At 57.4% G+C, this 20288-nt stretch carries 9 protein-coding genes and 1 tRNA gene; all 10 read right to left on the bottom strand.

What is annotated here, in order from left to right:
* Window positions 1-10: 10 nt before the first annotated feature.
* Window positions 11-442: a hypothetical protein gene (locus QMK52_RS13240; protein WP_057006052.1), complete on the bottom strand. Its 432-nt coding sequence runs from the start codon at window positions 440-442 to the stop codon at window positions 11-13.
* Window positions 442-12897, bottom strand: a complete 12456-nt coding sequence (locus QMK52_RS13235) for a filamentous hemagglutinin N-terminal domain-containing protein (RefSeq protein WP_320404166.1) — start codon at window positions 12895-12897, stop codon at window positions 442-444. The genes QMK52_RS13240 and QMK52_RS13235 overlap by 1 nt, the downstream gene beginning before the upstream one ends.
* Before the next feature lie 30 nt (window positions 12898-12927).
* The gene (locus tag QMK52_RS13230; protein ID WP_320404165.1) at window positions 12928-14652 is read right to left on the bottom strand and encodes a ShlB/FhaC/HecB family hemolysin secretion/activation protein; all 1725 of its coding nucleotides are present in this window, start codon (window positions 14650-14652) and stop codon (window positions 12928-12930) included.
* Between the two features lie 396 nt (window positions 14653-15048).
* Window positions 15049-15124: transfer RNA gene (locus tag QMK52_RS13225), tRNA-Lys, on the bottom strand.
* Window positions 15125-15247: 123 nt separating this feature from the next.
* A complete protein-coding gene (queE, locus tag QMK52_RS13220) occupies window positions 15248-15895 on the bottom strand; it encodes a 7-carboxy-7-deazaguanine synthase QueE (RefSeq protein ID WP_005790893.1) in 648 nt (215 codons plus the stop codon).
* A 164-nt stretch (window positions 15896-16059) separates the two neighbouring features.
* On the bottom strand, window positions 16060-16890 hold the full coding sequence (ybgF, locus tag QMK52_RS13215) for a tol-pal system protein YbgF (RefSeq protein ID WP_005790895.1): 831 nt from the start codon (window positions 16888-16890) through the stop codon (window positions 16060-16062).
* 6 nt (window positions 16891-16896) lie between these two features.
* Window positions 16897-17397, bottom strand: a complete 501-nt coding sequence (gene pal / locus QMK52_RS13210) for a peptidoglycan-associated lipoprotein Pal (RefSeq protein ID WP_003193861.1) — start codon at window positions 17395-17397, stop codon at window positions 16897-16899.
* A 55-nt stretch (window positions 17398-17452) separates the two neighbouring features.
* Window positions 17453-18733, bottom strand: a complete 1281-nt coding sequence (gene tolB, locus QMK52_RS13205; protein WP_320404164.1) for a Tol-Pal system beta propeller repeat protein TolB — start codon at window positions 18731-18733, stop codon at window positions 17453-17455.
* A gap of 17 nt (window positions 18734-18750) precedes the next feature.
* Complete coding sequence (gene tolA, locus QMK52_RS13200) at window positions 18751-19824, bottom strand: cell envelope integrity protein TolA (protein WP_005790902.1); 1074 nt, start codon at window positions 19822-19824, stop codon at window positions 18751-18753.
* The gene (gene tolR, locus QMK52_RS13195) at window positions 19824-20276 is read right to left on the bottom strand and encodes a protein TolR (protein WP_161793227.1); all 453 of its coding nucleotides are present in this window, start codon (window positions 20274-20276) and stop codon (window positions 19824-19826) included. Before tolR ends, tolA begins: the two co-directional genes overlap by 1 nt.
* Window positions 20277-20288 lie beyond the last annotated feature (12 nt).

Here is a 20288-nt window from a genome sequence, read left to right as displayed (position 1 = left end):
TTGCACCAACTCAAATTTTCCCTTTGAGGTGATTTCGCCACGGTACTAGCAAACCGTCCAGCAGGACTCGATCAATAACACCGTCCTCAATAGCGCCAACATAAGTAGTATCTAACTGAAACTCAAAGGAAAGACTTTCATTTTCAGATAATTTTTTTACGGCACCTACCAGCGCCTCTACGTCATCTAGGTTTTTCGAGTCCATCTCAATAGGAAGTAGGTTTGGCGGCAAAGCCGAATAAATTTCCAAAATCCCACCTACTACTTCCGTACCACTCTCGTCTATCTCGTCAATAAAGCTTGGCGGAGTAACGCTCCATATTCTTGACGCAGCAACCTCATTCACAAGCTGCTGCACATTAGATCTAATAGACTGATCCAAATCCTGAGCCACGTAAAAAATTAACTTTTGCTTCGCAAGCTCTAGCGGTATGGAGTGCATTACTCAGCTCCTTTTTTCGGAGGGTATGCCGGGAGAGCTGACCCTGGACCGCCCGGATTATATCTAAATCCTCCTGGCATATGCGCGTCCAAATGCCGTGTATCAGGCAGGGGCACAGTAAGTGGCGAACCCTGAACATGATGCATAGGTATTCTCTCACCCTTTAGCCCTGCATCTTCAGGAAAAACTTTAACCCATGCATCGTCGACCTTCGGAGTCTTCCCTTTAGCAATCGCGGCCCGATTTTCAGTACTTAAGATTTGGCCATATCCAAGGTCATCCCAGTTATCACGTAGTACTCTCCAGTCTGCGGCATTTGTACGAACAACACCTGTCCGAGTCGTACCAGAAGTAACCACAGGCGCGGGAGGCACGACTTCACCTGCCGCTTTTGCACCCGCACCAGGAAGCAACAGAGGTTGAGAAAACGCCTTGCTATAAGAGCCTACTTCACTTACCCCATCCGGGTAAACAACCTTCATAGCATCATCAGAAACGGTAACGACACTCCCCTTCGGCAAAATATTGCCACTGGCTAATGTCACCGTCTCACTCAATTGCACCGTGGTATTGGCCTGCACAACCTTGCTCTCGACATAAGTCGCGCTACCACGCAATACCGCACCACCCGCTTGTTCGGCGAGCTCAGCCTCAACAGTAGCCGCGACCTTGCGACCCACCACAGCAGCCCGACCAATCGGCATGACGTCGAGTAAAGTAACGTCCTTCAGCCCTCCGACAGTCGCATCCTTAACACGCTCGCGAGTGCTATCCGATGCATCACTTGATCCATCAAACACACTGATTTCCGGATGACGATTGACTGCGGCATTAACACCAAAACGATTGGCATCCGCCTGAAGCGTTCCGCCTGTCGGCCCATAAGACCCGGCACCGTTAGCGGCAAATAATCCGCTGTCGGCCTTTTGCTGGGCGGTAGCCTGGAAAGCTATTACCGGTTTGCCGTACGCAGTCACAACCGAGCCGTCTTTCCATCGCAGCGGCGTGCCTTGGGCGCTCATCTGGTTTACAACGGCTTGGGCAACAGCCATATCGTCGGAGAACTTTCCAACCAGTGGATTTCCTTGCTGATTACCTTGGCTCAGTTGGGCACGCAAAGCTTCGTATTTATGTGCCGTCGCGTTATCCAGTTGGCTGTCGCTGGCCAGTGTCAGAAGCTCTTCCCAACTGAATCCCGACAGCGTTGGCTGCTGTCGCTCGCGGGTAAGTTGAGCGGCTTTTTCTTTTAACAGACGCTTTTCTTCAGGATGCAGTTGACGGTTATACGCCGTGGCGTCTTTGGCAATATCGATCCCGGTTTGCAGATCACCGTCAACTATCGCTGCGGCCGTAAGCCCCACCAACTGCGACGCAGCGAGCTCCAGCTGTTTGTCACCCTTCACCAACGCACTTAGACGCTCGCTTAACGCCTCGTTTGCCCCCGCGGCCATCGCCCCTGTGACAAACCCTTCGCCTGCCGCCTCACTGAGCAAGCCACCGACCAGCGCGTGCAGCGTCGTTTTCTCAACGCTCGCGTTATCCCATTCTTTATGATCCGCAAAGTCGCCGACCGCATTGAAGGCAACCCCGCGCAGAACACCTTGCGCCTGGGAGACCAGCGATTGTTTGAGGTTGTCACCAAGGCTGCCACCTTGTAGCGCGGTACCAAAGCCCGCCTGTGCTGCGCCCTGAGCCCCTGAATAAGCCGCAAACTTGCCGACATCCGATGCCGAGCTGAGATTAAAGCCTTTCGTGACCTTGTTGACGTTATCACCGGTCACGCCAAATGCCGGGTCCAGGACACTTGCAGTGAACCCTGCGGTCAACGCGCCCGTGGCATAGCTGCGCAGGTTATCGCTGGAAGTAATGTCCTTGAACGTCGCGCCAATATTGCCGCCGTTGTTGATAAAGCTGACGGCGCTGTTGCTCGCCACCGAGGTGAGCACCGCCGAAGCCATGACGTTGCCCCAACCGGCCGCCACCGCAGAGGTTGCCGCAGTCGCAGCTGTGGTCGCCGTAGCCGCCGTTGCGGCTGTAGCAGCGGTACCGGCGGCCATGGCTGAGCCCGATCCTGCGGTCGCGCCTGCAAGGGTGCCAACTCCGGCACTCGCGGCCCCGGCTGTCAGTACCGTCACCACGATGATGATCGCCAGCATCGCCCCTTGCCCGAGGCTGGAGTTGCTGTACTTGAACGACTCATGCACTTCTCGCACTTGCCGCCAATCCACATCCCCACGTTTCTCGGCTTCTTTCAACCACGCCAATTGCGGGTCGGCCTTGACCATTACATCGATGGTTTGGCTAACGGTTTGCTGGTCGATCTGTTTGATGTCGATTTTCAGGCCATCGACAGCTTTGATCGCAAGGTTACCCTGGGCAATCAGTTGCGTTTGACGCAGCGTCTCATCGGTATTGCCCTTACCCTTGGAACTGTTCCAGGCCAAGCTGCTTTTACTTTTCTCATGACTCTCCTGATGGAGATCTTTGACGCCTTCAAATGTGATTTCTCCACCACTGGCAATGCTCAAGTCCTTGCCACTTTCCAGCGTCGCCACCTGGTACTTCTGATCCCCGCCACTCTCAAGAGTAAGGTCACCACCGGTTTTGATTTCGCTGCCGATATTCTTCACATCGGTCACTTCATCACGCTTGGTTTGCTTGCCTCCCAAACCGCTTTTTTTCTTTCGGTCGTAGAGTGAGTAATCGCTGTCTTGCGCGGCCAAAAGTTCGAGATTGCCGCCCGCGACCAGATACGCCTCATCGCCCGCCGTGATTCGACTGGAAATTAGCGCCATATCTTTGCCTGCACTGAGGCTCACATCACCGCCAGCGGTAACAGTGGTGGACACCTGGCTGACATGGTCTTCCTGGCGGGTGACTTTCTTTTTCTTACTGTAGGAGTGCTGTTCGTCAGCCGCCGAGGACAGCAGCAAATTCTCGGTAGCTGCCATGGCCACGTCGCGTTTGGCATCGATCTGGCTGGCGATGGCGTTGATATCACGGGCCGCGACTACGCTGAGGTCGCGCCCGACCTCAAGGGTGGAGCCATATTGAGTAATGGTTTGACTACTGTTTCTGCTGCCCGGATTAAAGCTATCGACCTGCTGAGCAGAGGCCACATTGACGTCACGACCACCGCGAATAACGGTGTCAGCGCCACTCCTGATCACGCCGCCCACGGAGCTGACGTCGCGTCCGGCTCCCATACTCAGGTTGTTAGCCGCCTCAATTCGCGCTGCGCTATCTACAACACCATTCAACTGGTTAACGCCGTTGTAGATCGTCTGATACTGGTTGACCGTGCGCTCGTTGATCACGTCGCCGTTGATCGCCGTCATCTTGACGTCACGCCCGGAAATGATGCCCCCGGCTTTGTTTACAAGGTTGTTACCCGCGAGCAGGTCGATACGCCCGCCTGCTTCGATAAGGCCGCTATTGACCAAATTTTGTCCCGCAGCAGCCGACAAATTCCGGCTGGCACGCAACGTGCCGCCGCTTGTCAGGTTTTCCCCAGCAATCAGGTTGATGTCGTTCGCTGCAATCAATGCGCCGTTGGGGCCAAGACGGTTGTTGGCTTGAGCCAGGTACAGCACCGGTACCAGGACCTGCTCGCCGTTTACTTCATTTTTTTCAAGCCAGACAATGTCATGGGTCAAGGCCGCTACCTGCGCAGCGCTCAAGCTGACACCGACCGCCAGATTCAGCTGTTGCTTGCTCTGGATGGCGTTGTCCATCAAGTACTTGAACAGCTTTTCGTCGGTGTTCATGCCGGCGAGGAAGTGTTGACCCGTGCGTGCTACCACTGCTTGCTGGATAAGTTTTTGTTCATAAAAACCATCACCCAGACGCTTCCAACTGTCATCGGGGTTGTAGCCCAGTTTGGACAGCAGGTAGTCCGAGCTCATGAACTGTTTGAGGTCAGTCAGGGCCGGGTTGGTTTCAATCAGGTATTTATTTGGATGACTGCGGAACTGGCTGTCCGGAAGGGTTTGAACACGATTGATGGCCTGACTATCAGCCGCACTGGCAAGCGCCGCAACTGGTGTCAAAGTACTTCCGATATTCCCCGGATTACGATTAGGAATCTCAGGGTCTACTGCACCGGAGGCGGGAGCATCTATCTGGATAATGTTGACTTCACCGGCCACACTCTCCACCGGCTGCGCAGCGGTGTTCAAGCCAGTAGTGGCCGCCAACAACCGGGAGGCGCTCAGAGCACTAATATCAGCGCCTTTGCTGAGAGGTAGTTCTTTTTCGCGTTGCTCAACACTGATTTCTGAAGCCCCCATCACCCAACTCTGCGGTGCATTCGAGCTCGCTTGGGATGCACCGTGCCCACTCAGGCGGAACAGTCCGTTTTGACCTTCTGGCAAGCTGAACCCAGGCAGAGCCAGCGGATTTACTTGTTGTTGCGCCAAGTCAGCAGGCAATTGAGCATTTAAGTGAATAACAGTCGCGCTGGTGGCCTTGCCCACCTGTGTATCGACAACCCCTTTGGCCGTGCCCACAAACTCCGCATGGGCTTGCAGGCTGCTGTTATTGATAGTGGTTTTGGCGTTTATGTCGATCGTTTGCCCCGCCTGAATGATCGACGGCACGCTGCCACCGCCATCCGTGAAGACTTTAACGTCACTTTTCAGGCTGCCCGAGAGTATCTGTGCAGGCACAGCGACTTCGGCACCAATCCCAAACTGCGAATTGGGGCGAGTGGTCGCCTGTCTATCAAAATCATTCAGCTCAAACTTTGTACCGCCTTTGTCGATCTCGTGGCGCATTCCACCGTAGGAATATAAGTTACGAGAGTTTCTCCTTGCATACGCCTCCAGCGGCCCCTCGCCTCGCTCGCTTACCAAGCGGTCAATGTTGCGAACGCCGTCAAATACACGGGACCGTGTAAAACTACCCGACTGCAACGCTAAGTTTTCGAAGGTATCAACGTTTAGCGTAATATTTTTGCCTGCAGAAATGAGCGAAGCCGTATTTGTAAATCGTCCTACATTTGCCCCCAAGCTCCCCGCCACAGAAACCGTAGCCCGCTCTCCCGTGATCGACGATTGGGACTCATAACGCTCATCGACGTAAAAGGTGCCAGAAAGTCTGAATCGGATATCACCTGACAAAAATTTTTCTGCCCCCAAGATCCCGTCAGTTTTGTTGTTGAAACTGTTGGCAGACAATGAGAAGTCACCATCAACGTTAATCGATGACGCCAGATTATTAACTTCATTCGCGCGCCCACCGCTTACCCCGGCAATGTCCAAATCACCGAAGCTATACACAGCGCCTTTTTTTTGGTTGGTGAAGTCGTTAACCAGCAGATCCATATCACGGCCGCTGAATATCAATCCACCTTCATTGCCAAGCGTCGACGCCTTGATCGTCAAGTCCTGAGCGGCGCCCAGGGTGCCGAAGTTGCTCAAGGTATTGACCTTGACGGTCATTACCTCATTGGACGTCAACCGCCCGTAGTTGGTGAGCTGCCCCACATCAATCGACGTAATACCACCACCTGCCAGGCGCCCGGTACTGGCCAGATTTACCTGCGCCGCACTTAACCCAAAGATGCCCTGGCTGGTGGTTCGGCCACCGCCGCTATAGGTCCCGTCCAACGTCACGCTGAGGCTGCCATCGCTGGCAATCAACCCCTCGTTGGACCAGTTGATACCTTTGCCCACCAAACTATCGGAAGCCAGCAACTGCCCTTCTGCCGTTTGGTTAAGTGTCTTGACGTTAACGGTCAACCGCCCTGCCTGGATTACACTGCTGTTGGTCCAGTCATCAGCAGTCAGGGTCAGGCCGCCTCGGGTGACAACGTTGCCGCCCACGTTGGTCAGGTTGGCCGTGCTGATGTCAAACGCACCGGCGCCCACATGCAACAGACTGCCGCCCACGTTCTGGAAGCCACTGGCCTTCAACGTCAAATCGCTGTTGGCGGTTTCCAGTACACCATTGCGGTTATCAAACACACCCCCAATCTGAAAGTCAGTCTTGCCGTTCTTGCCCAAAGCCCGCAGTTGCCCGCCCTGGTTATCCACGCTATCCGCCTCGACCTTCAGCGTGGTGTCACTTTCAATAATGCCTTTCTGGTTGTTCAGTGCCCCGCCACTGAGCTTGAGGTCAACCTGCCCGCCTGCCACCTGGCCGCGTACATCACCGCTGTTATCAAAACTGCTGCCGATGACCTTGACCGTCCCTTTGGCGTACAGCCCGCCATCGCGGTTGTCGAAGGCGCCGGTGGTGATGTCGGTGTCGCCGGTTTGCGCGGCGATGCGGCCGCCGTTGTTGTTGAGGCTGGCACTGGTGAGGATCAGGCTTTGGGCCTGGATGATGCCGGCCTGACGGTTGTTGTTCAGGTCAAAGTCGTTGCGCAGCAAGCCACCCAGCGCTTTGGCTTGCAGAGTGCCCTTGAGGCTGGCCAGGGTGCCGCCACGGTTGTCGATGGTTGTGGCCTTGATGTCGACAGCGCCGTTTTGCGCGATGACTTTGCCGCTTTGGTTGTCGAGGGCTCCGCTGATGTCGAGGTTCAGGGCGGTCTGGCTTTGGATCGAGCCCTTGGCATTGTCGAGGCTGGCGGCCTTGAGTTTCAGGTCGGCGTTCTGGCTGTAGATCAACCCGTCGCCATCGTTTTGGATGGCGCCAGTGGTGGTGGCCAGCAGCGTGCCGTTGGACGCGACGGTGCCGCGTTTGCGGTTGTCCAGGCTGCCCGCGAACAGGGTCAGCAAGCTTTGGCTGACCAGTTGGCCGCCTTGGTTGTTGACCTCAGTGGCGCGTTTGAGCAGCAGCGCACCGGCGCTGGCAAGTTTGCCGTCGGTGTTGGTCAGGGCGCCGAGCAGGTCGAGGGTTACGCTGCCGTTGCCGATCAGGTTGCCAGCGCTGTTGTCGAGGCTGGTGCCGATAAGGCTGAGGGCCTGTTGCGCATTGACCGTGCCGCCTGCGTTGTTGAGTGTATGCACGTTCAGATCGAGGGCCGCGCCGCTGTCGATCAATCCACCGCCGGCGTTTTTGAGCACCCCGGTGACAGTCAGGGTTTGCCCGCCCGCACTGGAGAGGATGCCTTTGTCGCTGTTGTCGAGGCTGTCAGCTTTGACGGTCAGCGCTTTTTGGCTGACCAGCGCACCGGCGCCGCTGTTGAGCAGGCTGTTGCTCAGCGTTACATCGACGTTGCCAAAACGGCTGGAGACGGTGCCTTGGTTGCGGTTGTCCAAGTCCACGCCATTGACACTGACACCTTGCCAACCCGAGATCAGGCCACCTTGGTTAGTCAGCTGGGTGCCGTCCAGAGTGAGCACAGTGTTGCTGATCAGTTTGCCTGAGCTGTTATCCAGCGTGCGGCCACTGAGGGTGAGGTTTTGCGCGGTGGAAATCTCACCACTCTGGTTGCTCAGGTCGCGCAGGCGTTTGATGGTCAATTGACCTTCGGTGGTGATCAGGCCCTTGGTGTTGTTCAGGTCACCGCCGCCCAGGTCGATGGCAATCGACTTGCCCAACACAGAACCGCCCTGGTTGTTCACACCAGCGCTGTTGAGGGTTAGAGCATTAGCCGCGTTGATCAACCCCTTATCCTGGTTGGTGAGCTGGCCGTCGACATTAAGCAACGTGTCGCCACGGCTGGTCAGGGTGCCACCGCTGTTGTCCAGGGTGGCGGCGCGGCCGTCGACGGACTGGGCGGCAATCAGGCCTTTAACGTTATTCAGGGCCTGGGTGATGCGCAGGGTCAGGGCCTGGTAGCTGAGCAATTTACCGCTGCTGTTATCCAGGCTGTCAGCGGTCAATGTGAAGGCTTGGGCACTGGAGATTTCACCGCCCTGGTTGTTCACGCCCTTGAGGTTTTTCAACATCAACAGCGGGCCGTTGATCAGGCCGCCCTGGTTATTCAACTGACCGTTTTTCAGGTCCAGTGCGACAGACGTGTTGCTGAACAGCTTCCCGCCTTGTTGATCCAGGCCGGTGACATTGGCAGTCAGCGCTTTTTCGCTGGTCAGGCGGCCACCGTCGTGGTTGGTCAATTGCCCTGCGGTAATATTCAGCGTGTCGCGGGTGCTGACGTTGCCGGAGTGGCTGTTGTCGAATGCGCCGGTGGTGATGACCAACGCACTTTTGCTGCTCAACGTACCTTTCTGGCTGTTGTCCAGGCTGGTGCTGTTCAGGGTCAGACCTGCGTCGGTGACCATCTCACCGCCCTGGTTATCGACGGCGCCGTGGGCGGTGACGTCCAATGCCCCAGCACTGGACAGCTTGCCTTTACGGTTGTTCAGACTCCCAGCTTCGACGGTCAAAAGACCTTCACTGCTCAGTCGACCTTGGTTGTTATTCAGCTCGCCGCTGAGTTCAAGGCCAAGGTCTGTTTGGCTGATAAGGCTGCCGCCGCTGTTGTCCAGCGTGGTGCCTTCCAGGGTCACACCACTCTGGCCGCTGAGTTGGCCCTTGTTACGGTTGAGTACGTCATCGACGTTCAGCGTCAAGTCGGTCGCGGCGAGCACCATGCCGCCGTCACTGTTATCCAAACCTTGACCGGTTATCTGAACAGCGGCCTTGCTGGAGATCTCGCCGCCCCGGTTGTCCACCTTGGTCATTTTGACGTCGGTCTTTTGGGTGGCGCTCACGTAGCCTTTTCGTTGGTTATCCAGCGTCTGGCCGTCAAGGGATAACGCGCCTTGTGCGATCAACTTACCGTTCTGGTTGGTGATATTGGTGATGTCTGCGGTGAGGTCGCCCTTGCTGGAAATCTCCCCGTCATTGTTCTCCAGGCTGGCCGCCGTCAGCTTCATGCCCGCGTCGCCTACTATCGTGCCATCTTGGTTCTTGAGCACTCCATCGACGGTGATACCCAACTCGCCACGGCTGCTGAGCAGGCCGCTGCTGTTATCCAGACTGGCGCTATGCACCTGCAGCGCAGCCGCAGAAACCAGGCCTTTGATGTTGCTAAGGGCCTGGTCGATGCGCAGGGTCAGTGCCTGGTTGCTGATGAGCCTGCCGTTGCTGTTATCCAGGCTTTTGCTGGCCAGGGTGAACGCCTGGGTACTGGAAATCTCGCCGTTCTGGTTATTAACCCCGTTGAGGTTTTTCAGCACCAACAAAGGAGCATTGATCATGCCTTGCTGGTTATTCAGTTGGCCGTTGTTCAGGTCAAGGCTCAGTGACGTCACACTGGTAAGCTTCCCGCCCTGCTGGTCAAAACCGGTGACACTGGCGGTCAGTGCGTTGTCGCTGACGATGCGGCTATTCGCACCGTTGCTGACCTGGCCAGCGGTCAGGGTCAGCGTGTCCTTGCTGATCAGGCTACCGGCCTGGGTATTGTCGAAAGCGCCGGTGGTCACTTTGACCGCGCCCTTGGCGCTGAGTGTGCCGCTGCGGTTGTCCAGACTGGCACTGTTGAGGGTCAACCCTTTATCGGTAGTCACTGCCCCATTGTGATTAGTCAGCGCGCCCGTGGCGCTCAGTGCCACAGCTCCGGTACTCGATACTTTGCCTGACGTATTATTTAGTCCGCCGGTTGTGGCGGTGATGCCGCTTTCGCTGGTGAGCAAACCACTGGTGTTATCCACGTCACCGCTATGGGTCAGGGTCAGACCTTGTACACCGGATACTGTGCCGCCACTGTTGTCCAGACTCTTACCTTGCAGGGTCACCTTGCCTTTACCGAACAACAGGCCTTCGCTCTGGTTGATGACTTGCGCCACCTTGAGACCCAAGTCAGTGCCAGCCAGCAGCTTGCCGTTACGGCTGTTGTTGAGGTAAGTGCCCGCCAGGTTGACGTCTATGGCGCTGGAGATTGCTCCGGCCTGGTTATTGATGTCATCGACGGTGAGCGTCAGCGCTTGTGTCGCACCTATCGTGCCACCGTTACTGTTATCCAGTGTGCTGCCAGTCAGCATCATGGTGCCTGACGCAACCAACTCGCCCTTTTGCTGATTGAAATGAGTGACATTGGCGATCAGATCGCCTTTGCTGGAGATACGCCCGCGGGCGTTTTCTACGGTCGTCGTGTCCAGGCGCACCGGCCCGACGGCGCTGAGCAGGCCGCCCTGATTATTCAGGGTCGCCCCCTGGTAACGGACCGCCGCCTGCCCGATGAGCAGGCCTTTGTCTTGGTTATTCAACTGGGCGACGTTGAGTTGCATGTCCTTGTCAGCGCGGACATTGCCACCTCGGTTGTCGAGGCTGGCGGTGGTCAGGGTCAGCAAGTCTTTACCGCTCAAACTGCCGCCACGGTTATCGAGGCTGCCCGCCCGCACATCCATCTTGGCTTTGGCGCTAAGCAAGCCGCTGCTCTGGTTGTCCAGCAGGCCTGCGATACGCGTGGTAAGGCTGGCGTCACTGATCACTTTGCCGGTGTGGCTGTTATCCAGGCTGGCGGCGCTGATCGATGCCGCTTGACCGCTACGGAGCACGCCTTGGCGGTTGTTCAGCGCACCGCTTACATCGACCGTCAACCCGGTATCGCCCGTGACCTTGCCACCTTTGTTATCCAGGCTGGCTGCATGCAGTTCAGTGGCATGGGCGCTGGCCACTTCGCCTGTTGTGTTAGTCAACGCCCCATCCAGCCGCAGGGTCAAACCCTGCTCACTGAGCAGTTTGCCGCCGCTGTTGTTCACATTCTTCGCGGCGACGGTGAAGCCCTGAGTGCTGGAGATTTCACCGCCCTGGTTATCGACGTCGGCCAAGTTGTTCAAGACTAAGGTCGGGCCACGAACCAAACCTTTCTGGTTGTTCAACTGGCCCTTGTTTACGTCCAGCGTCAGCGATGTGGTACTGGTCAAGTGTCCGGCGTTGTTGTTCAAGCTGGCGACGTTGGCGGTCAGGGCCTGAGTACTGGTAATGCGCCCTGCGGCACTGTTATCCACGGCCTTGGCGGTGAGGTTCAATGTATCGAGGCTGGTGAGTTTGCCGCCCTGGTTATTGATGTCGCCGCTGGCAGTGATGCGCAGCCCCTGATTGGCGGTCACTAAGCCTGCGACGTTGTCCAGCGTGGCGATATTCAGCGTAGCGGCGCCCAGGCTGGACACCTCGCCACTGCGGTTGCTCAACTGGCCGACAGTTGCGGTCAGCGGCCCGTTACTGTTGACCAGCCCACCTTGGGCGTTGAGCAATTGGCTGGCGTTCAGCTCAAGACTGCCTGTGCTCAACACTCGGCCATTGTTCTGGTTGTCCAGGGTGCCAGCGCTGACATTGGCGGCCTGTTTGGCGCTCAAGGTTCCGCCCTGATTGTTCAGGGTTTGTGTGGCGGTGACGGTCAGGTTACGGCTGGCGACCACGCTGCCGCCGTTGTTGTTGACGGTCTGCCCACTGAGGCTGAGATCTCCTGTGGCATTGCGACTGAGGTCCAGGTTGACCCCGGACTCGACAATGCCGCTGTTGGTCAGTTGGCCGCCGCTGGACAGCGTGATGCGGTCGCGGGCACTGAGTTTGTCCTGATTATTCAAGTCACCGAGGCTTTGCACATCCAGTGTCGTGCCAGCATGTACATGCCCTTGCGTCTGCACACTGGCGGCCTTGATGTTGATCGCGCCAGTTTCGGCTTTGGCTTGCGCCATCTTCAACTGACCCTTGGCATCGAGCTGAATATCACCGCCACTGGCAATGAGCGTACCGTCGAGTTTCACCCCCACACCCGCCTCGGTGCCTACCAGCCTGATCGCACCGGCATACATCCCACCCAACGCCATCGAGTCAATCGCCAGCTCCGGCTTGGCACTGCCGTCATCGGCGCGGGCGGTGGCGTTCAAGGTCTGCGCATTTACATCATTGCGCCCGGCAACCACGCTCAAGTTGCGCGCATTGATCTGCGCATTGATCCTGGCCGAACGGGTGATGATTTCGAAGCGGTCGACGTTGCTGGCGTTCAAGCCCTGGCCGTCGATAGTCACGGCACCGCCATCGACCTGGTAGCGATCCAGGCGGCCGTTATCGAGGATGGGTTTGCCAGTGGTCAGGGTAACGTTGGGGGTGTTGATGAAGCCGCAGCCACTGCAGGTGATGCCGTAGGGGTTGGCAACGATGACCTTGGCCGACTGGCCCGCCACTTCGGTGTAGCCGCGCAATTGGCTCGGGCTGCCCCCGTTGACTTCGTTGAGGATGATATTGGCAGCGCGGCCCTGCAGGTTCGGGTTGCCCAGGATGATGCCGCCCAGTTGCGTCGATTGAGTGCGTTCGGTGGCGTTGTTGAGGATCACGCCGTTGGTGCCGACGTTGTAGTCCTTGAACTGGTTGTGGGACAAGCCACTGCCATTGGGGGTGGCGATGTTCACCACCGGCACGCCATTGCCCGCCTGGCCGACCGAGGTGCCGGGCGCGCTGACCACGATGCCTTCGGCCTGGGCCAGCAGCGGTTGCCAGAACAGCGCATTGGCCAGGATCAGCGCCAGGCCACGTTTGGGCAGGCCGAGGAACGCGTCACGGCTTTTCAGGGCAGCAGATGGCTGGCGAACCAGGAAGGCAAATTGGCGAACATCCATTTCAAATTCTCGTTGCAACTGGGCGTTGAATTACAGGAAGAAATCCATGCGGAAGTAGATCGGTGCTTCACGCTCAAGCAGCGCAGCCGGTCGTTCCAGCGAGTGGGCAAAGGTCACGCTGGTGCTGACGTGTTTGCCGCGGGCGAACAGCTCAAGGGAGTTGCTTGAGACGCGGCCGTGCACTTCGCCGTTGTAGCGACCGTTGCGGATCACGCCCTGGTCGTAGCCCACGCTGGCACCGTATTCACCGAACACCGGGCGCAGCCAACCGAGGGTCACCGGGCGACTCCAGCGCAGGTCATTGCGCCAGTAGCCGCCGCTGTCGCCATAGAGTTGCTGGTCCTTGAAACCGCGCACCGACGAGGAGCCCCCGAGGCTCAAACGCTGAGGGCTGAACAGCACATCTTCACTGCGCTGCCCAGTGGCCAGGCTGGTGAAACTGAACGACTCACCCCACAGCTTGAACGGCTGCAGGTAGCTGACGGTGGCGGTGTATTTGCGGTAGTCCGGGGTGGGGGTGAGATTGCCTTGCCGGTCGCGCTGTTGATCGTTGCTCTGGGCATCGAAGGCACCGATGCCGTTTTGCATACCGATATCGAAGTTGACGAACGCACTGCCGATACGTCGGCCGTGGTTAATACCCAGCTGCAGTTCACTGAGGCGATTACTGCTCTGTCTGATACGGCTGCTTTCGATGTAGTTATTGGTGCGCAGGTGGGACAGGCCGACGTTGACCGACGTCTTGCTCACGGCATCGCGGTGGATCACCCGTTCAGCGCGCAGTTGGTGGTTTTGGCTATCGCCGGTTTGCTTGAAATTGAAACCGTCGCCTTGGGCAATCGAGCGATAGTCGCTCTCGTTGTAGCTGTAGCTAAAGTTCCACCAGCCCCAGGGCACGTTGTAATACAGCATCGCGTTCCTGGAGGTTTTCTGGTGATCGCTGACGGCGTCGTGGCCGCCGCGCAGAATCAGCTGATCGGCCAGGCCCAGCGGGCTGTCCCATTCAAAGCCGGTGCCCCACTGCTGTTCGCCGGTGCTTTTCTGGCCATCGTTGTTGCGCGACAGGCTGGCACGCCATGGCTTTTGCGGGTTGTTTTTGACCAATACCGAGCTGCCGCCCACGGCCTCGCCCGGCGTCAGCTCCATCTGTGCCTGATTGGACGGCAAACGGTTGAGTTGATCGACAGCCTGCTCGATTTCTCGCAGGTTCAATATCTCTCCGCTTTTGCCGGGAAAGGCCATGGCCAGTTCGCGGTCCGACAGCTTGCCGGTGCCGGCGCCCTTCAGGCCTTCAAGCTTGCCTTCCACTACCAGGACTTGCAGATGCCCTTTGGACATATCCTGCTGCGGCAAGTAGGCGCGGCTGGTCACCAGGCCTTTGTCGATGTAGTAGTTGGTGATGTCTTTGAGCAGGGCATTGAGTTGTGCAACGCCCAGGCACTGACCGGCGTACGGTTTGAGTAGACGCTCGCGTTCAGCGGCAGGCAGGTGGTCGGCACCCTGGAGTTCAATGGTTTGGATCGGGAAGCAACGGCTGTCCACCGGGGCTACGGGCGCTTCGGGCCGGGCCTCTTTGCCAGGCAGTTCCTTGAGCTGCTCAAGGCGGCGCTGTTGGTCTTCCAGCAGGCGGTTTTGCCGCTCGCGGATCAGGTCCTGATCCCCCGGCAGGGTTGCCGCCATCACGCAGTGGGAAGCGAGGCAGGCAAGCAGGGCAATGCTCAGTGAATACCGAGTCCGTGGCAGTGAGGCAGACATGTTCGATCCATCGCGTGACGAAGGATGGCAAACTAACATCGTGGGAATGGCGCGCCAACAAACTGACTAAACCGTAGGAATTTTCCTGCACGTTACTAACCTTATGATTTTTAACGTAAATACTAAAAAGCAATAAATATCGACTGAATTCTTGAAGGATTTTCCGACCAGCGGTATCAGATTTGATACACATTGAACACACACAAACGATCGGACTATTCGGCCAACACCGGTTCGCGTATGAGTATTTGATTGATTTAAGGAATGTCTGGACGACAACGGAAATCTGAGCAGACGCTGACCCAAGGTCGACTCGGCCAGGCCAAATGACAGGCAAAAAAAAACCCGGAAATCCTCACTTGCGTGGGCCTTCCGGATTTTCTAAACCGCCAAAAATGGTGGGTCGTGTGGGATTCGAACCTACGACCAATTGGTTAAAAGCCAACTGCTCTACCAACTGAGCTAACGACCCGCTGTGTGGTGGCGCGTATAATACTGATTTCTAAGGATTATTCAACACCTTATTTGAAATAAATCAGAAAAAACGCATTTGAACGGTAATTCGGTGAGCAGAACGCCTCTCGCAGCCGCCGGATCAGCGCCCCGGCTCGTCGTTCCACAGGTACTTATGCAGCTGCAATTGCAGGCGTACCGGCAGGTTGTCCGCCACTACCCAGTCAGCCAGCTCACGGGCGTTCAGGTCGTGATGGCTGGGCGAGAACAGCACCTCGCCCGCGCGACGCTCCAGGCCATACTGGATCAGCTTGGAAGTCGCCCAGTCATAATCGTCGCGGGAACAGATGACGAACTTGACCTGATCGTTGGCCGTCAACAAGTCGATGTTCTCGTAGCGGTTGCGGTGGGCTTCCTTGGAGTCGGGGGTCTTGAGGTCGACCACCCGGCTTACACGCGGATCGACAGCGGAAATGTCCAAGGCGCCACTGGTTTCCAGTGAGACCTCGTAACCGGCGTCACACAGCTGCTTGAGCAAGGGAATGGCATTGGGTTGCGCCAACGGCTCACCGCCCGTCACGCAGACGTAGCGCGGCCGGTAGCCGGCAACCTGTTCCAGGATGTCGTCGAGGGTGCGCACGGTGCCGCCGCTGAAGGCGTAGGCGCTGTCGCAGTATTGGCAGCGCAATGGGCAGCCGGTGAGCCGTACAAATACGGTGGGCAGGCCAGCAGTGCGCGTTTCACCCTGCAACGAGTAAAAGACTTCGGTAATACGTAATGTGTCTTGCATAGTCGCCACGGGCGTAACAGCTAAACAGGCTGTCCGCCTCCGTCAGGCACTTCAAGGGATTGCGCCAACGCGCCAACCCCAGGAAGCGTGTTTCATAAAAGGGCGTGGATTCTAACGAAAAAACCCGCGCCAGGCGCGGGTTTCTTCTAAACGGGCGGTATTGCTTACAAGCGTTGCAGATCGCGCTGGGCCAACTGAGCGGCGGAGGTACCCGGATACTGGGCAACCACCTGCTGCAGAATGCCTTTGACCTTGTCGGTGTGACCCAGGCGGCGCTCTACGTCAGCAAGCTTGTACAGCGAATCCGGCACCTTGGCGTGCTTGGGGTACAGCTGGCTGACCTTGGCGAAAGCCTGGCCTGCCCCCTGCAAATCACCCTTTGCCAGGTTGACCTCACCCAACCAGTACTGGGCATTGCCCGCGTACTGGCTGTTGGGGTACTTGCGCAGGAATGCGGTAAAGGCCTGGCTGGCCTTATCGAAATCCTTGGCCTTGATCAGGTCGAAGGCTGCATCGTAATACAGTTTTTCCTTCGCCGGATCACCCGGTTCACTGCTGGCGGCAGGGGCAGCCGCGGCGGCCCCAGCTGCAGCACCACCGGCAGCAGCGCTTGGCGCGCCACCGGCAGCAGAATTATCAGGAGTAGCGGCAGGTGCAACACCGGCTCCAATACGACGATCAAGATCCTGGTAACGCTCCAGGCCTTCTTGCTTGAGCTGGTTCACCTGGTTCTGCAGCACTTCAATGGCGCCTTGTTGCTGCGACAATTGATCCTGCATGCGTTGCAGCTGGTTGAACAGCTCGCCCTGTGCCGAGGGAGCGGACGTAGCCGCTCCCCCCGCATAGGCGCCGTTCGTGCCATAACCTGCTGGCGGATAACTGCTCCCGCTATTGTTATAGCCTGAGTTGCTATCCGTTACAGGAACCGCAGCCCACACCGCAAGCGGGGCGAGGCTGAGAGCCAATACAGTCAGAGCACGACGGCACGTTCGCATGACGAATTACTTACGCAGTTCGACGCGACGGTTCTGAGCCCACGACTGTTCGTCGTTGCCAGTTGCAACTGGACGCTCTTTACCGTAGGAAACCAGTTCCAGTTGGCCTGGAGCAACACCTTGCAGTACCAGGTAGCGCTGAACGGCTTTCGCACGACGCTCGCCCAGTGCCATGTTGTACTCACGAGTACCACGGGCGTCAGTGTTACCTTCCAGAACAACGCGAGCGCCGTTAGCTTTCAGGTCCTTGGCGTGAACGTCCAGAGCGCGCATGGCTTCTGGCTTCAGGTCCGAACTGTCGTATTCGAAGTAGAAAGTGGTGATAGCGCGCAGAGCAGCTTCTTCGCTCAGGGAGCCGTCGACCGCACCAGTGTTAGCGCCGTAACCAGCGTTTGGATCAACAGCTGCGCCTTCACCGGCATTGTCGCCGCCTTTAGAGGAGCAACCAACGGCTACGGACAGAGCCAGAGCCAGAGCAGCAAACTTACCAAACTTCAGCATTTCCATCGTGAAACTCCTAATGAACCCCAGTGTGTTAAGTACTTCTTTTTGTAGCGCCGCGTCAGTTCAGGTAAGGGGACCAGGATGGTTCTCTGACTTCGCCTTGTGCGGTAGGAAGTGGGAGCCTTACGCGTCCATTGATGGACACGAGCATCAAGACTCCCCGGCCCTGCTGGCGGGTGGCGTAGATTACCATGGTGCCGTTGGGCGCAACAGTGGCTGACTCATCAAGGTTGGTATCTGTAAGGATTTTAACGGTTCCGCGCTGCAAATCCTGGGCCGCAACCCGGAAATTAGTGAAACCATCCTGACGGTGAATCATCACCAACGTCTTTTCATCGGCCGAAAGCTTGGGGTTGGCGTTGTAGTTACCGATAAAGGTCACACGCTCAGCACCACCACCGTTCACGTTTGCCTTGTAGACCTGAGGCTTGCCGCCACGGTCGGAGGTGAAGTAGATGGTCGAACCATCCTTGCCCCAGAACGGTTCGGTGTTGATGCCCGGGCCGCTGGTCACGCGACTCAGTTGGCGCGAGGCCATGTTCATCACGTAGATATCCGGGTTGCCGTCCTTGGACAGCACGAAAGCCAGGCGCGAACCATCCGGCGACCAGGCTGGCGCACCGTTGAGGCCTTCAAAGTTGGTGATCTGCTCACGACGACCCGTATCAATATGCTGCACGAAGATACGTGGACGACGCTGTTCGAACGATACGTAGGCAATACGCTTGCCGTCCGGCGCGAAGCGCGGCGACAGGATTGGCTCACGGGACTGCAGCAAGGTCACTGCACGTGCACCGTCGTAGTCCGAACGCTGCAGGGTGTAGCGGGTGTTGTCTACAGAGAAACGCTCAGCCGTGACATACAGCAGGCGCGTCGAGAACGCCCCTTTGATACCGGTGAGCTTTTCAAACGACTGGTCCGAGATGTAGTGGGCCATGTCGCGCAGTTGCTCGGCGGTACCCGATACGCTGCCGGTCAATACCTGCTGCTCGGTGGCCACGTTGAACAAGGTGTACTGGATCTGCAGGCGACCACCGGCCGGCGTGATGTTGCCGACCATCACGTACTGCGCGCCCATGGCTTTCCAGTCACGGAACACGACTTCGCTGGCCTGGTTGGGCTGGCTGATCATGTTGCCTTTGGGAATCGGCGCGTAGTAACCGGAGTTACGCAGGTCGTCGCTGACGATCTGGGCCATGTCGTCCGGCAGCACGCTGCCGCCCTGCCAACCGAACGGTACTACCGCAATCGGAGTAGCCCGATCGCTGCCGCTGGTTACCAGGATGTTCTTTTCATCCGCCGCCGCTATCCCTGCCATACAGCAAATAACGACAAGCATTCCTCGAAGAAGGTTTCTCACAAGGCTAGATCCTCAGGTGTGAATGTCATCTTGAATGAACGATAGGGAGCGAAGTCACTTGGTTTCATTCCCTGCATCTCGGTCAACCGGCCAATATTCTTGACCGCGGCAACCGCTGAACTGTCGAACGTACCGTCACCACTGGACTTGGCCACGCTGACCGAAGTCACCGTACCGTCCGGCAACATGCCGATCTGCAGCACTACTGTCATGCCTTTGCGTGCCGAAGGTGGACGTGTCCAGCCTTCCGCTGCCCGCGCCCGAATCAGGTCGTCGAAACTGCCCGCGACTTCATCACCACGTTCATCGGCCAGGGCTTGCTGACGCTGCGGCGTGTCGGAAAGCAAATCTGCCAGGGCCTGGGCCTTTTTCTCTTCGGCGGATTTGCGTGCTGCTTCCTGGGCCTTTTTCTTGGAGGCGTCGGCGGCAGCTTTCTTCTTCGCTTCGTCGGCGACTTTCTTCTTCGCCTCGTCTGCTTCAGCTTTTTTCTTGGCGTCTTCGGCGGCTTTCTTCTTCGCGTCTTCGACTATCTTTTTCTTGGCTTCTTCAGCGGCCTTTTTCTTGGCCTCTTCCTCGGCAGCCTTCTTGGCTTCTTCTTCAGATTTCTTCTTGGCTATATCAGCCAATTGTTTCTCTTCAGCCTTTTTGGCTTCGGCAGCTTTCTCGGCTTTCTTGGCTTCATCAGCCTTTTTCGCCTCGTCGGCTTTCTTGGCTTCGTCGGCCTTTTTCGATTCCTCGGCCTTTTGAGCCGCCTCTTCTTTCTTTTGTTCCGCAGCAGCCTTCACCGCTTCCTGCTCGACCTTCTTCTGTTCCATCTGCTCGACTTCAGTCTGGCGCGCAGCCGACTTCTGGGCTTCACCCGCAATCTTCTGATTGGTCTGGGTGGTGGCCTGGCTTTTCGATTTCAGCTGATACAGGGTCGCCTGCACGATCGGCTTGGCTGGCGGCAGGTCCGGGGTCATGGCAAAGCTGACAAACAGCATGCCGAACACCAGGACGTGCAGGGCTATCGCCCACACGCCAGGCCAGAAGTAGCTTTCCGAGGCGGACGGCTCTCGCTGTTGCTGCATCAGGGCGCCTCGGTAATCAAGCCAACGTTACCGACGCCGGCTTTCTGCAGCCCGCCCATGGCACCCATGACGGAGCCGTAGTCGACCGATTTGTCGCCGCGGATAAATACCTGGGTGTGCTTGCCGCCTTCGTTGCCGGAGCGAATGATCTTGGTCACCGCATCGGTCATCGCCGGCAAGGTCAGGGCCTTGTCCTGCTGCTTCTGGGTGTCGACTTCGCTGCCAAGGTTCCAGTAATAGGTCTTGTCAGCCTTGATCGAAATGGTCAGGACCTGCGTGTTGTTGTCCTGCGGCAAGGCTTCACTGGAAACCTTGGGCAGATCAACCTTCACGCCCTGGTTGAGCATCGGCGCGGTCACCATGAAGATCACCAGCAGCACCAGCATCACGTCGATGTAGGGCACTACGTTCATCTCGGCGACCGGCTTGCGCTTTTTGCGAGCTCGAGCGATTAAAGCCATTGG

It is taken from the genome of Pseudomonas sp. P9_2 (genome assembly GCF_034008255.1).
GTDB lineage: Bacteria > Pseudomonadota > Gammaproteobacteria > Pseudomonadales > Pseudomonadaceae > Aquipseudomonas > Aquipseudomonas synxantha_A.
Note: the sequence above shows the minus strand (reverse complement) of the source record. Positions and strands in the feature narration are given on the sequence as shown.

What these genes read in the sequence shown, in the direction of transcription:
- tolB (WP_320404164.1), bottom strand. Translation starts at nt 18,733, where the DNA reads ATGCTTGTCGTTATTTGCTGTATGGCAGGGATAGCGGCGGCGGATGAA.
- tolA (WP_005790902.1), bottom strand. Translation starts at nt 19,824, where the DNA reads ATGCAGCAACAGCGAGAGCCGTCCGCCTCGGAAAGCTACTTCTGGCCT.
- ybgF (WP_005790895.1), bottom strand. Translation starts at nt 16,890, where the DNA reads ATGCGAACGTGCCGTCGTGCTCTGACTGTATTGGCTCTCAGCCTCGCC.
- QMK52_RS13230 (WP_320404165.1), bottom strand. Translation starts at nt 14,652, where the DNA reads ATGTCTGCCTCACTGCCACGGACTCGGTATTCACTGAGCATTGCCCTG.
- queE (WP_005790893.1), bottom strand. Translation starts at nt 15,895, where the DNA reads ATGCAAGACACATTACGTATTACCGAAGTCTTTTACTCGTTGCAGGGT.
- pal (WP_003193861.1), bottom strand. Translation starts at nt 17,397, where the DNA reads ATGGAAATGCTGAAGTTTGGTAAGTTTGCTGCTCTGGCTCTGGCTCTG.
- QMK52_RS13240 (WP_057006052.1), bottom strand. Translation starts at nt 442, where the DNA reads ATGCACTCCATACCGCTAGAGCTTGCGAAGCAAAAGTTAATTTTTTAC.
- QMK52_RS13235 (WP_320404166.1), bottom strand. Translation starts at nt 12,897, where the DNA reads ATGGATGTTCGCCAATTTGCCTTCCTGGTTCGCCAGCCATCTGCTGCC.